Genomic DNA, 12,505 nt, shown 5'->3' with positions numbered 1-12,505 from the left:
CCCGGCCGGCGCCGCTTGCGCGCCGGCCCTCCCGCACTCCCCCATTTCCCGTATTCACCGCCTGAAACCTGAAGAAGGAGGCGAGACCATGGTCAGCGTTTTCGATATTTTCAAAATTGGCATCGGCCCATCCAGTTCCCACACCGTTGGCCCGATGAAGGCCGGCAAACAGTTCGTCGACGATCTGATCGCCCACCAGCAGTTGCAGGACACCACCCGCGTGGTGGTCGACGTCTACGGTTCGCTGTCGTTGACCGGTAAAGGTCACCACACCGACATCGCCATCATCATGGGCCTGGCCGGCAACCTGCCGCACGACGTGGACATCGACAGCATCCCGGGCTTTATCCGCGACGTGGAACAGCGCGGCCGCCTGCCGCTGGCCAACGGCCACCACGAGGTGGATTTTCCGCTGCACGGCGGCATGAATTTCCACAGCGACAACCTGCCGCTGCACGAAAACGGCATGCGCATCCGTGCCTTCGCCGGTGAACGCCTGCTGCACAGCAAAACCTATTACTCGATCGGCGGCGGTTTCATCGTCGACGAAGAACACTTCGGCCAGTCCGCCGAGGGCGCCACGCCGGTGCCCTACCCGTTCAAATCGGCGCACGATCTGCAGCAGCATTGCAAAGACACCGGGCTGTCGTTGTCCGGCCTGGTGATGCAGAACGAGCTGGCGCTGCGCAGCAAAGCGGACATCGACGCGCATTTCGCCGACGTCTGGCAGGTGATGAGCGCCGGTATCGAGCGCGGCATCAACACCGAAGGCCTGCTGCCTGGCCCGATGAAAGTGCCGCGCCGCGCCGCCGCGCTGCGACGCATTCTGGTGACCGGCGACAAGAACAATATCGATCCGATGAACGTGGTCGATTGGATCAACATGTTCGCGCTGGCGGTCAACGAAGAGAACGCCGCCGGTGGCCGCGTGGTCACCGCGCCGACCAACGGCGCGTGTGGCATTATCCCTGCGGTACTGGCCTACTACGACAAGTTCATCCGCCCGGTGAACGCCAACTCCTACACACGCTACTTCCTGGCGTCCGGCGTGATTGGCGCGTTGTACAAGATGAACGCCTCGATCTCCGGCGCCGAAGTGGGTTGCCAGGGGGAAGTGGGCGTGGCCTGTTCGATGGCGGCGGCCGGGTTGACCGAGCTGCTCGGCGGCAGCCCGGCGCAGGTGTGCATCGCGGCGGAGATCGCCATGGAGCACCATTTGGGACTGACCTGCGATCCGCTCGCCGGCCAGGTTCAGGTGCCCTGCATCGAACGCAACGCCATTTCCGCCGTTAAGGCGGTCAACGCCGCACGCATGGCGATGCGCCGGACCAGCGAACCGCGGGTTTGTCTGGATAAGGTGATCGAAACCATGTACGAGACCGGCAAAGACATGAACGCCAAATACCGCGAAACCTCACAGGGCGGGCTGGCGATCAAGGTCGTGGCCTGCAACTGATCGCCACGGCGAGGTACTTAAGGCGCCAGCCGGTGTGACTTGGCCGGCGCCGTTTCAATAGCGATCCTTTCCTGCCGCAACGCCGGGCTGAATACCCGCGCGAAGCCCCACAGCCCCGGGACGAGCGCTGTGCCGCAGCCAGCCGTAAAGTTCGGCATTACGCCGGAATCCCATTTTGCGCATGACGCTCATCTTGTGATTGCTGACCGTCTTCACGCTAATGTCCAGCATCCGGGCGATTTGCGTGACTCCCATCTCCCGCGTCATGCAGCGCATGATCTCTTGTTCGCGCAGCGTCAGGCCCCGGTGTTGGCATACGCAGCTCCTGCCACAGCGCAGTCTGCCCGGCCATTTGCTGCGCCGCTCCAGCTCGGCGCTCACCTGATACAGCGCCGAAACCAACGGCATATCGTGGTAGATGACGCCAGCCTCCAGCGAGCAGCGGTTACCGACGGTGCGTTTATGCCGTCCCTCCGGCGTTCGCAACGAGAAATACAGCGTTTTACGCCCCGCGGGCTGCGCCTCAGAGAGGTGACAAAAACAGCTTTGCACGCCGGGAGGAAAATAGCAGAACACCAAATCGGCTTCGTGAACCTGCCGCGCATCCACTAACAGCGTGCGCTTGCCGTAAGTGCTGAAATGCAGCGCCAGGGCCTCTTGCCAACCGGCGCTGAAGTATCGATTCTCATCAAATAGCGCGATTTTTATCATCGTGTTCATCCCTGTTCTCCCGCCGTGTCGGCTTCCCGTTTAACCGCCTGGACGCCCTTCGCCGGCGCCTGGCTGTTGTCGATGCGCAATTCATAAACCATGGTGGCGTTGGGCGGCACCTTCGGCGGGTAGCCGGTTTCACCGTAGGCCAGCGCCGGCGGCACGACCATCGTCAACGAGCCGTGGTTGTGCAGATGACCTATCGCCTCCCGGAACAGCGGCGGGTATTCGGACAGCGGTTGCGACAGCACCTTGCCGCTCAGATCCATATCCTGGATCACCGTGCCGTCGGTCAGCTTCTCTTTCACCACGACATCGACCACCGCCGTTGGCGCCAGCGCGCCCTCCCCGGCGTAATCCACCCGATACCAGAAGCCCATCGCCGACTGCTTTACGCCCTTTTGTTGACTGAACTGCGTCAGGTAATCGTCATCGCGCCGCCGCTGCTGGTTAACGCGTTTCTCACGCGCGGCCACGGCGGCGGCATCCGCCTGCGCCGTCAGCGTATTCAGTTCATCCGGCGGCAGCTGCAAACGCCCCGCCACGCTGTCGATAACGCCCGCCAACAGGCTGTCGCGGTCCACCGGTACCCCCCAGCTTTGACGCTCCGTCATCAACCCCTGAATATCCCGCCCCAGCGCACTGCCCGCCGCATAGGACAACCGCTTGCGTTCATCCTTCAACTGCTCCGGCGTCATCTCCCATTGCAGCCGCTTACGCAACGCCAGCAGGTCTTCGCGCGCCTGCTGAGTCGCCTTCTGCTCACCGGCCCGCTTCTGCTCGCTTTCTTCCAACGCGGCGCGCAGAGCGTGCAACGCCTCCTGGTGCTCGCGTTGGCGTTGTGCAAGCGTCTGTGCCGATGCCTGCGCGGCAGACTCAAGTTCGGTGACGCGCCGTTCGGCCTGCGCCGCCGTCGTTCTGCTTTTGGCGGTTTCCTGCGTCGCCTGACGCAACAGCGCCTCGGCGCGCTGCGCGTCGGGCGAACCTCGCCAGGCAGCGCCCAGCCCGGCAATCCACTGTTGAAGCGTCGACGAGTCCGGCAACGCTGCGACGGGTGGCGCCGCTTTCTCCGCCCGCAGCGCAGTAAGTTCCTGGCGCAACATCGTCAGTTCCATTCGCTGGCGCGCCAGCTGTTGGTCACGCGTCAATAATTCCTGGCTCAGCGTAAAAGCTTTGGCCGATGAAGCAGGCTGGTGGGTGTCCGGCGGACGCTTTGCCGGCTCACGCTTTTTTTGCCCCGCCTCGCGGTCGGCGGGCGCCGCGTTTTCGCTCTTCGGCGCGGTGTTCTGCCGTTGATACTGCTCGGCAAACTGCAGCAGCGCCGGCACGCCGTCGTCCGCCTGCGCGACGCCGGTGAACAGCAGAGCCGCACAGCCCAGCAGGCGCAGCCTCATTTAACCTGCTCCCCGCGATCCGCCAGCCCGGTTAGCACCGCCTGATTCACCCCGGCGCACAGATAGTTGACCTTGTAGCGATACAGCGCATCCACCGTCTCCTGCGTGTCGCCGTTTACCCTGGCGCGCAGGTTGGCGTACTGCGAAGCGCCGCTCATCAGGCTGTCGAAGGCCTGTTTGTAGCGCTGATACTGTTTCTCGTCGATCGTGCGCAATGCACCCAGTTGCTGCTGGCACTGCTGCAGCTGCTCGGCCTCACGCTGCTTGCGCAAAGCCTCTTCTGACGGAGCTTGCACAGCCTGATTTTTGGTGTTCACGGCGGGCTTGCCCGACTTTTGGTTTTGACAGGCGGCGGCGCTCAACGCCAACAGGCACAGCAGGCCCATGCGCAGGGCGCGATTGAGGGGCTTTATCATCATTGCGTTTTTTGTCCTTGTAGACGCTTATTCGTATTCCAACGTAAAGGTGGCCACCGCGCTGAAGGTGCCGCGGCCGATGGACTTCGTTTGGATGGCCTCCGGCTCCCCCTGCACATAGGCCTGCAGCGTGAGCGTGGTGTTGCCGGCATTCAGGCGGAATTTATCGCTGGCGCGATTGAGCGGCAGCGCCTTGCCGGTGCTGTCCTCCAGCCCGATGCCGATCCCCGAGGCCAGGCTGCCGGTATCCAGCGCCAACAGGCCGGGCAGTTTGGCGTTCTCGGTGCCGGTAAACGTAATGGCCACCGTATTGCCCAGGCTGAGATCGCATTCAGTCAGGTGCAACGCGAAGGTTTGGCTGTGGGTGCGGGTGTTCAGGTACAGGTATTTGTCGACGATGGTGCCGAAATCCAGTTGGATGTCCTCATCCCCCGGTTGTATGACACACGGCTCGGCCACCAGCGTACCGTGAAAGCGCATGTTTTCCGCCGCAGCCGCCGGCTGCGCCATCATGCCGGCCAGCATGACCATGCCGGCTCCCAGCAGCGCGCTTCGGCGCCGGTTCGTCTCTGTCGCGCGCATGACGCCACTCCCTTTGGTTGTGCTTGCGCCTACCAGGCGCAAGCGGCGTATTAGTCGTAATAAAGACGGAAATCGATCGCCGCGCGGTAAGCGCCGGCGCTCAGCGTCGCCGGGGTGCGCACCGGCGTCACCGTATACGTCAGGGTGTTTTGCCCCGGCGTCAGCAAGATCGGTTTGTTGCGCGCGCCGAGGCGGACCGGCAGGCCGCGGGCATCCGCCAACTGCAACCCCAATCCGGTGACGCCAGCCACCCTGACCAGACCCGGCGCGTCGTCATCCGTCGGCGCGGAAAACGCGACGGACACCGCAGGCTGGCTGCCGCTCCAGGCCAGAACCCCAGTCCAGGCGTCGCGGTTGCTCGCCGGCGCCCGCAGACAGTCTTTCAGCGTCAGCTCGAAGGCGACCGGCGTGCCGCGATCGCCCGGACGCTGGAAGTGCGCCGTTCCGGTCTCCCCCAGCCAAACCTCCTGACGAGCGGTGGTCATTTCCAGGCTGCAGGCGCTTTCCGTTAACGCGCCGTAGACGTGGAGCGTGCCATTCGCGCCCTCCACGTCCCAGTTGTCCACCGCGCGGGCCGGCGGCATCAGCATCAGCATCGTGCCTGCCGTCAGCGGTACCATCAGCGCGGCCAACACCGTCAGGCCGATAGTGCGTCGCTGATGACGTTCATAGGCCTTTCCCAACAGCATGGGGATCTTTCGTTGCATGATTCGTTCACTCCGCTGTGTTCACTCTGTCTTCCCTGCTTGCGCGCGGATCGTCATTTGGCGACCGGTACGACCTGGCAGGCATTGCCGGCGCAGCGGAAGTTCAACTGCGGCCGACCACCGTAATCGTTGATGTACGCCAGCGACGGGCCGCTACCGAGGCTCGCGGCGGAGACGTTCAGCGGGGCGCTGGCCTTCGGCGCCACCATCAACGGTTCAAAGCCGGTGGCCCCTTTCCCGCCCTTGCCGGCGCTCGCCTCAACGATCGTCACGTAATAAGGGGTCGGGTTGTTCACCACGTACTTGTCGCCCTGCCGGGTCAGCGTCAGCTGCTCCTGCCACGGTGCGGCGTTCTTTTTCGGGGCGAGCGCCGCCGGGCGATAAAACATTTTGATGCGCGTCTGCAGCGCTATCTGCAGTGTGTTCGGCTTATTGCTGCGCGGCGGGATCTCGCGCAGGTTGAAGTAATACAGCGTCTCCCTGTCCTGCGGCAGCTGACGTGCTGCCGGCAGCGACTGGATCTTCACCTGGCTCGGTTTGCCCGGCTCCACCCGCTGCACCGGCGGCAGCACGGTAAAAGGGTTTTGGATTTTGTTGCCGCGATCGTCTTCGATCCATCCCTGCGCCAGATAAGGTAACTGTTTGTTCTGGTTACTGATGTTGAGACTGACCGTTTTCAGGTCGCCGTCGAAAATCACACGCGTGCGATCCAGCGCGATAGCCGCATGAGCGGGCAGGCTGACCGCGCCGATCGCCAACGCGGCGACGAGCGGGCTCACAAGGAAAACGGTCTTTCTGGTCATAGTCAGATTCATCATGTCTTCACGGTTCCAGTCGGCCGGAAGCGGGCGAGCCCGCCCCGGCGGTTTAGCGGCGGAGCGCACTCCGCCGGGTGTATGTCAGTTGGCGTTCTCCGCCGGCTTGTTACCGGTGAGAGGACGGCAAGGCAGCAGCAGCGTATTCATCAACATTTCGGCCGGCAGCGGCGCCGGCAGCTGGATTTCACACTGCGCCGCGCCGTTCCAGTGCACGCTCATGCGCTCGCCGGGGTTGAGGCCGGACAGGTAAACGCTGCCGCCGTCATTGATGATGCCGGTCTCCTGCTTACGGGCGTTCAGCACCGTGGCGCCGAACGGCGGCTCGCTGCCGTCCGCCAGCTTGACGATCGCCATCGCCTTCTCGCCGGCAATCACCTCGAACTTGCGGTAGCCGATGGCCCCCTCGGTCAACGTGGCCTGCACCACCGAACGCGTCGCCTCGACGTTGTCGCTCAGGCTGTTGAGATCGATGCTGGCCTTATTGCGGTAGTAGCTGTTCACATCCGCCACCACCGCCTTGCCGTAACGGTTGGTCAGCACCGTACTGCCATAGCCACGTACCGGTACACCGGCGACGCCTTCGGTATCGAGCAGCAAGCGCGTGCCGCCCGGCGTATTGACGCGGTGCAGCACCGCTCCTTCCGCCGCCATCGTCAGGCCGCCCTGCGCGCCGATGCCGACGGCGCTGTACCGGCCGGCCTGGTAGCTGGCGTTGGCATTGATCTGCGCCATATCGCCCTGATGGCTGTAATACCCGCTGGCCGTCGCCCCACTGCGCGCGGCGCCTGCGCTGATCTGATAGTTGTTGTGTTCATCAACCCGGTTGTAGTACCCGACCCGATGGGCGTTCTCTTCGCGATCGAGCGTCATGTTGTAACTGAGCGTCCCGGCGCTGCCCCAGGGCAGCGACAGCGACAGGTACATCCCGTCGTCGTTGCGCTCGTTGTAACGGTTGCGATAGGCCGACAGCGAAACGCTGACGTTCTTGAAATCGCCGATATCGAAGTAGCGCGATACCATCAGGTTGTAACGATCGTTCGGCGCCCGATCCCAGTAGGTTTGGTGGCTGTAGTTGAGATAGGTGCTGAGCCCCAGATCGCGGAACTGTTTGTTGAAGGTGATGGTGTACATCTCCTTGCTCTTGCCGCTGCGTCCCCCTTCGTAACGCGCATCGAGGTAGTCCCCCATGCTCATAAAATCTTCCTGGGAGAAGCGGTAACCGGCAAAGGTGACCTGGCTGTCGTATTCATCGAAGTTCTTCGAATAGCTCAGCCGGTACGAACCGCCGGTCAGCGTGCCATCCTGCGGCAAACGCGCACGCGACTGCGTGGCATCGAACGACAGCGCCCCCAGCGCCATCAGATCGCGCCCGATCCCCAGCGACAGCGCGTTATAATCGCCGCCGGCGATGCCCCCACCGTACAACGACCAGCCGTTGCTGATCCCCCAGGAGAACTCGCCGGTGCCAAACATCGGCCCGCGCAGATGGTGCCCCCACTCCGACGGTTTGCCCGTCGCCAGCTTGTAACGCACCGTACCCGGGCGCGTCAGATAAGGGATGTTGGCGGTGTTCATCTTGAACTCCTGCACGCTGCCGTCTTGCTCTTCGACGCGCACGTCCAGCTCGCCGGAAACGGCGTCATTGATGTCCTGAATGCGGAACGGCCCCGCCGCCACCTGCGTTTCATACAGCACACGCCCCTGCTGGCTGACCACCACCTTAGCGTTGGTTTTCGCCACGCCGGTCACTTCCGGCGCATAGCCGCGCAGGTTGGGCGGCAACATGCTGTCGTCGGATCGCAGACTGACACCGGTAAAGCGCAGACTGTCGAAAATGTCGGAGTTCAGGTAATCCTCACCCATCGTCAACCGCGAACGCAGCGCCGGGATCGCCCGGTAGGCGTAATAGCGGCTCCAGTCGAACTGTTTATCGGTAGGCTGAGAAGAACCGGTCTGATGGTTGAGGTTAGCCTGCCAGTCGGCGCGCAGACGCCAGGCGCCCAGGTTGGCGCCGCCGGTGCCGTTGCCGCTCAGGCTGTAACTGCTGCCGCCTTTCTGGTGTTTTTGCGTTTGGGCGTTAACGTTATAGTCAAACAGCAGCCCAGGAATACCGTCATCCCAGCGCGAAGGCGGGTCCCAGTTTTCCGAGCTGTATTCCAGATAGGCCTGAGGAATGTTGAGATACAACGAGGAGCTGGCAAGATCGCCGCGGGCTTCCATCCCCGCCAGACTCGAGGCGTCAAGGCAACGGCCGCCGTGCGTCCAGTTCAGCGTGCTTAACAGTTTTTCTTTCAGCCCCAGTTGGTTGACCAATTCCGGCGAAAGACAGGCTTCGCTGCCTTTAGGATCGTTCTCAGGTGCCAAAAACGTCACCGGCTGTTCCGGCAGGTCGTTCTTATTGACGTGCACCACCATGGTATAAACGCCCGGCATGATGTAGCCGCTGCGCGTAAATTGGCTCAGATCGATATTTTTACGATCGTTGATGTCTAATACGTCAGTATTGAATTGAATAACGTCGGCGGCATAGACCAACGCGATCGGATTTCCCAGAGAAAGGGCAACACAGAGCCCCAAAGCTTGAAGACGAAATAACTTCCCTGCCGGTGAAAGCATAATAAAAGTCCTTTCAATAACGAATTAACCGTCAGTACGAGAAAAAATCAAAAATAATCCAGCTTAAAACGCACTGTGGAAAAATACGCTCCCGCCTTCAACGGCTGATGATTCGGCATCAACGTCATGGAATAATTCAGCACTCTATTTCCCGGTATTATTCCTTCCATCGGTAAGGGTTTCCCTGGAATAACCGGCGTGCCGTTGCTGTCTTTTATCTTCAATGCGACGCCGCGCGCCTCGCCCTGTACGCCAAACAGAGCGCCTTCCGCATAACCATCAAACGTGACCTGAAAGAATTTCCAATCAGGTTTGTTTTCCGGCCGTTCCAAAATGCAGTTGACCAATTCAATACTGAAAGGTTTGGTCATCCCCTGGCCGTCACGAATGATCTGCCCGAGAGGAAGAGTGTCCATATCGATCGTCTGATCGCGGCTGCCGGCGGCAATGGCGCAGGCGGTGTCGATAATGGCGCCGTGCATGCTGACCTTGCCCCACCCCTGCGCGGCGGAAGTTGCATAGCCGGGCGCAAACGCCAACGACGCCAAAAGAACGGCACCCGCTCGATTCCTTGGTAAAAACATCGCGACATTCCTTTGACAGGGAGATTCACCAGGCATGCGGCGAACCCCATGCCTGGTTGATTAAGCCTTCGGACTCACTTACTGATAAGCCAGGGTGAAATCGGCTACGGCGGTGAAGTCACCCGGAACGATGGCGGCGGAAGCGCCTTCGCCCTGCAGGTAGGCGGCGAAATGCAGGGTGTTGTTACCGGTGTTCAGGGTCTGCGCGGTAGTCGCTTCACCCAATTTGATCGGCTGGCCGTTGTAAGAGATGGCTACGCCGGCGCCGCTGGCGGTGCCCGCGATGCCCAGCAGATCCTTATCGGTAGACGATGCTACGCCGCTGAAGGTGGTTTTAACGGTTTTCAGGGTGGTGATGTCGCACTGCTCCAGCTTGATTTCAAACGGACGCGGGTTGGATTTGCCGCCGTTTTTCAACGCCACGTTGGACACCTGGCCCAGATCTACGGTCTGATCGATCGACTCAGGCGCAATAGAGCATGGCGCATCAATAATAGAGCCCGTGAAAGTGACCTTACCGTGTCCCTGATCGGCTGCCTGTGCAAAAGAACTTGCGCCAAATGCAATCACTGCAGCCATCATGATTTTGTTAAGTTTCATAGAACCTATATTCCTTATAAGAAAAAATGCATATTCCAATCAAGAAAAAGAGCAACAGGAAACCTGCTCGCGCTTATATGTGCGCAGCCCTGATTCTTTAGCATCTTGCTAGTTGGTTAACTGCCAAAACCCAAAGGCACCGACAATAAAAAGTCGATAACGGTAAGTCTGCAGCGGCCCACCCATTAATGAATTCGTCCTATAAAAATAAACGAAACCACAACGAGCAGGGGCCAATACTTTCTAATCCGCCCTTCTTGTCCGGCGATGAATATTCTGGCAAATGCCTCTCAGCAAAAAAAGGCTTTTTTTGATCAAGGCGAACATTCGCAATTTATTTCCTAATTAAAGTTAATTTACTGTTATTTTTAGGCTCATAGATCGTAAAAAATACTTTTATAGAGCAATATCCTGTTTTTGCGAGATTCACAAGTAATCAGATCGCAAAGTGGCACTTTGTGAATATAATAAACCAAAATTTTAGGTTTCTGCGTGACGCCACCCCTGCCTGAACATAGGTAAAAACGGGGCGGGCAACGCCTTTTTTTTCAATCCTGATAAATAGATAGGAATTTTCTTTGTTCGCGTTTTACCTCGTTGTTGGTAGGCGGCGAATGTTTGTTTTTTCTTAGGAATACGGCAATCGGAATACAGAGGAAGTGCTATGGAAGCGTTATCTCCGAAACAAAAGGAAATACGGCAATTGCAGCACGATCTGCTGCAAACATTATTCGCGCAATCGCCCCGTCAATGTCCCGTCGCCGGGCCGCCGCCACAGCAGCAGTGGCTCTCGACGCGGCAACTGGCCAATGCCGTCAACGTCGGTGTTTACCGGGCTCGACGGCTGTTATTGGATCTTGTCGCCCGACAAGAAGTGATTGTGACGGACGGCTCCATCAACAACTCGTTGAGGTGGTATCCCACCGCGTTGCTGGACGGTGGTGATAACAACGGCATACCCAACAAAGATGCATCTCACTCTCCTTTAACGGAATAAATAGGGCCAGCTGGCCTGATTGGCAATATTTCATTGCGGAGTAACGCCGCACACCATTTATATATATCGGGATATTATCGTGAGAAAAACAGCCCTGCTATTTTTACGTTGCTGCCTGGCACTCTCTTTCTTCCTGCTGCTTGGCAACGCCAACGCATTTACCTGCCGCACGTCCGATGGCGGACTGATTCCACCCGGGGGCTCGACCACGCCGGTTGACGTCCGGGTACGCATCGGGCCACAGCTTTCTTATGGCAAAAACGAAATCGTCAACGTCAGCCAGGTCACCTGTAAAAACGACGTCGCGAGCTGGTACGACTATCTCAAAACCGATAGCCCGGCGCTGTCGATGAACGGCGCGATTTTTGGCTCGATCGGCAGCGGCACCACCATCAACGGCAGCGACTATAACTCCCCGGTGCCTGCCGGCATCAGCGTACTCAGCCTCACCGGCTTGCAGACCCAGTCTGTCGCCATCCGGGTCTATATCGTGTTGAACCGTTTCCCAACGCCGGACATCAAGGTGAACAAGGGCGACGTCATCGGCCAAATCAACTTTATTCAGACCAACGATCAGCCGGGTTGTCCGCAGTGCGGCGTTTATCGCTGGCGCCTGATCGCCGACAACGACGCCTACTTCGTCACCACCAGTTGCACCATTAACAACGGCCAGCAGATTAATGTCGATTTTGGTCAGATCCGCCAGGACTTTCTGACTCAAAGCGCCAGCGATGCCCAGATCAAACAGGACAAAGCGCTCAGCTACCAGTGCGACGATCAGAGTGCGACGCAGGATATTCTGATCCGCATGGTCAGCGATGCCAGCGGCTTCTCCAGCGATTTTATCAAGACCACCAATCCTAACGTCGGCGTGGCGATGGTGTATAACGGCGCGGTGGTGAAACCCAACAATGCCTTCAGAACACGCATCGTCAACGGCCTAGGTAACGATACCGTGACCTTTGTGCCGGTGAAGAACAATGTCCCTTACACCAGTATCGCCACCGGTCCGCTGTCGGGCTCGGCCACGCTGATCTTCAGCGCACCTTGAGACGGGAGCCAGAATGAACATGACGATAAAAACGGGCTGCGCCCTGCTGTTGGCGCTGGAATTGATTAGCTCGGCCGCTCAGGCCGCCGATCAGGGCACCAAAGTCAACATCACCGCCACCGTAGTGGCGCCTCCGCCTTGCGTGATCAACGACGGGCGCACCATCGATATCGACTTCGGCAAGGTCGGCATCAAGCGCATCGACGGCAACCGCTATATGCAACGCATCGATTACAGCATCAAATGCGAGTTTCTGGATAACAGCCGCCAGCTGAAAATGAAGATCATGGGCGGCGCGGCGGCCTTCGACGGCAGCGTGTTAACCAGCAGCGTCAATGGATTGGGCATCAAGCTGTTGGCCAACGGTAAGGCCTTCGCCATCAATACGCCGCTGGACATCGACTACGCCAATCCGCCGACGCTTGATGCGGTGCCGGTAAAAAACAGCGCCGTCACCCTGGCGGAAGGCGATTTCACCAGCGGCGCCACCATGCTGGTGGACTACTTTTAATCACCGCGCCGCAGAAACTCGCGAAAAAAAGCCGCAACGTCTCCGTTGCGGCTTGGTCGAGG

13 protein-coding genes are annotated in these 12,505 nt (G+C 59.6%); 4 read left to right on the top strand and 9 right to left on the bottom strand.

The genetic code is table 11. From position 1 onward, the window contains the following. Positions 1-88 precede the first annotated feature (88 nt). Positions 89-1,456, top strand: a complete 1,368-nt coding sequence (locus tag ACSJLU_RS08135) for an L-serine ammonia-lyase (RefSeq protein ID WP_025302221.1) — start codon at positions 89-91, stop codon at positions 1,454-1,456. 54 nt (positions 1,457-1,510) lie between these two features. Here the strand turns inward: ACSJLU_RS08135 and ACSJLU_RS08130 are convergent, their stop codons facing one another. From ACSJLU_RS08130 to ACSJLU_RS08090, 9 genes are all read right to left on the bottom strand, one after another. Next, positions 1,511-2,176, bottom strand: a complete 666-nt coding sequence (locus ACSJLU_RS08130; protein ID WP_049295312.1) for a response regulator transcription factor — start codon at positions 2,174-2,176, stop codon at positions 1,511-1,513. Then, positions 2,173-3,561 (bottom strand): FKBP-type peptidyl-prolyl cis-trans isomerase N-terminal domain-containing protein, encoded by a 1,389-nt coding sequence (locus tag ACSJLU_RS08125; protein ID WP_164100085.1) that lies wholly within the window; start codon positions 3,559-3,561, stop codon positions 2,173-2,175. The genes ACSJLU_RS08130 and ACSJLU_RS08125 overlap by 4 nt, the downstream gene beginning before the upstream one ends. Beyond that, positions 3,558-3,980, bottom strand: coding sequence for a hypothetical protein (locus ACSJLU_RS08120; protein WP_025302218.1), 423 nt, complete (start codon positions 3,978-3,980; stop codon positions 3,558-3,560). Before ACSJLU_RS08120 ends, ACSJLU_RS08125 begins: the two co-directional genes overlap by 4 nt. Positions 3,981-4,004: 24 nt before the next feature. Continuing rightward, a complete protein-coding gene (locus tag ACSJLU_RS08115; RefSeq protein WP_049205924.1) occupies positions 4,005-4,559 on the bottom strand; it encodes a fimbrial protein in 555 nt (184 codons plus the stop codon). Between the two features lie 50 nt (positions 4,560-4,609). Next, positions 4,610-5,248 carry a fimbrial protein gene (locus tag ACSJLU_RS08110; protein ID WP_038629099.1) on the bottom strand — a complete coding sequence of 213 codons (639 nt, stop codon included), beginning with the start codon at positions 5,246-5,248 and terminating at the stop codon, positions 4,610-4,612. Positions 5,249-5,319: 71 nt separating this feature from the next. Beyond that, positions 5,320-6,084: a fimbria/pilus periplasmic chaperone gene (locus tag ACSJLU_RS08105; RefSeq protein WP_380825595.1), complete on the bottom strand. Its 765-nt coding sequence runs from the start codon at positions 6,082-6,084 to the stop codon at positions 5,320-5,322. An 81-nt stretch (positions 6,085-6,165) separates the two neighbouring features. Beyond that, entirely contained in the window at positions 6,166-8,700 is a 2,535-nt protein-coding gene (locus ACSJLU_RS08100; RefSeq protein WP_075201352.1) for an outer membrane usher protein, read from the bottom strand. Positions 8,701-8,747: 47 nt separating this feature from the next. Then, positions 8,748-9,284: a fimbrial protein gene (locus ACSJLU_RS08095; protein ID WP_033642500.1), complete on the bottom strand. Its 537-nt coding sequence runs from the start codon at positions 9,282-9,284 to the stop codon at positions 8,748-8,750. Between the two features lie 78 nt (positions 9,285-9,362). Next, positions 9,363-9,884 carry a fimbrial protein gene (locus ACSJLU_RS08090; RefSeq protein ID WP_025302212.1) on the bottom strand — a complete coding sequence of 174 codons (522 nt, stop codon included), beginning with the start codon at positions 9,882-9,884 and terminating at the stop codon, positions 9,363-9,365. Positions 9,885-10,548: 664 nt separating this feature from the next. Between ACSJLU_RS08090 and ACSJLU_RS08085 the strand changes: the two genes are divergently transcribed. The 3 genes from ACSJLU_RS08085 (at position 10,549) to ACSJLU_RS08075 (ending at position 12,443) form a co-directional block, all read left to right on the top strand. After that, entirely contained in the window at positions 10,549-10,881 is a 333-nt protein-coding gene (locus ACSJLU_RS08085) for a hypothetical protein (protein ID WP_025302211.1), read from the top strand. A 232-nt stretch (positions 10,882-11,113) separates the two neighbouring features. Further along, positions 11,114-11,932, top strand: coding sequence for a fimbrial protein (locus ACSJLU_RS08080; RefSeq protein ID WP_380825644.1), 819 nt, complete (start codon positions 11,114-11,116; stop codon positions 11,930-11,932). Between the two features lie 19 nt (positions 11,933-11,951). Then, the gene (locus ACSJLU_RS08075; RefSeq protein ID WP_225735588.1) at positions 11,952-12,443 is read left to right on the top strand and encodes a fimbrial protein; all 492 of its coding nucleotides are present in this window, start codon (positions 11,952-11,954) and stop codon (positions 12,441-12,443) included. Positions 12,444-12,505: the final 62 nt, after the last annotated feature.

It is taken from the genome of Serratia bockelmannii (genome assembly GCF_051803255.1).
GTDB classification, from domain to species: domain Bacteria; phylum Pseudomonadota; class Gammaproteobacteria; order Enterobacterales; family Enterobacteriaceae; genus Serratia; species Serratia bockelmannii.
This window is presented reverse-complemented; position numbering and strand designations above follow the sequence as displayed.

What these genes read in the sequence shown, in the direction of transcription:
- ACSJLU_RS08135 (WP_025302221.1), top strand. Translation starts at nt 89, where the DNA reads ATGGTCAGCGTTTTCGATATTTTCAAAATTGGCATCGGCCCATCCAGT.
- ACSJLU_RS08130 (WP_049295312.1), bottom strand. Translation starts at nt 2,176, where the DNA reads ATGAACACGATGATAAAAATCGCGCTATTTGATGAGAATCGATACTTC.
- ACSJLU_RS08125 (WP_164100085.1), bottom strand. Translation starts at nt 3,561, where the DNA reads ATGAGGCTGCGCCTGCTGGGCTGTGCGGCTCTGCTGTTCACCGGCGTC.
- ACSJLU_RS08120 (WP_025302218.1), bottom strand. Translation starts at nt 3,980, where the DNA reads ATGATGATAAAGCCCCTCAATCGCGCCCTGCGCATGGGCCTGCTGTGC.
- ACSJLU_RS08115 (WP_049205924.1), bottom strand. Translation starts at nt 4,559, where the DNA reads ATGCGCGCGACAGAGACGAACCGGCGCCGAAGCGCGCTGCTGGGAGCC.
- ACSJLU_RS08110 (WP_038629099.1), bottom strand. Translation starts at nt 5,248, where the DNA reads ATGCTGTTGGGAAAGGCCTATGAACGTCATCAGCGACGCACTATCGGC.
- ACSJLU_RS08105 (WP_380825595.1), bottom strand. Translation starts at nt 6,084, where the DNA reads ATGATGAATCTGACTATGACCAGAAAGACCGTTTTCCTTGTGAGCCCG.
- ACSJLU_RS08100 (WP_075201352.1), bottom strand. Translation starts at nt 8,700, where the DNA reads ATGCTTTCACCGGCAGGGAAGTTATTTCGTCTTCAAGCTTTGGGGCTC.
- ACSJLU_RS08095 (WP_033642500.1), bottom strand. Translation starts at nt 9,284, where the DNA reads ATGTTTTTACCAAGGAATCGAGCGGGTGCCGTTCTTTTGGCGTCGTTG.
- ACSJLU_RS08090 (WP_025302212.1), bottom strand. Translation starts at nt 9,884, where the DNA reads ATGAAACTTAACAAAATCATGATGGCTGCAGTGATTGCATTTGGCGCA.
- ACSJLU_RS08085 (WP_025302211.1), top strand. Translation starts at nt 10,549, where the DNA reads ATGGAAGCGTTATCTCCGAAACAAAAGGAAATACGGCAATTGCAGCAC.
- ACSJLU_RS08075 (WP_225735588.1), top strand. Translation starts at nt 11,952, where the DNA reads ATGACGATAAAAACGGGCTGCGCCCTGCTGTTGGCGCTGGAATTGATT.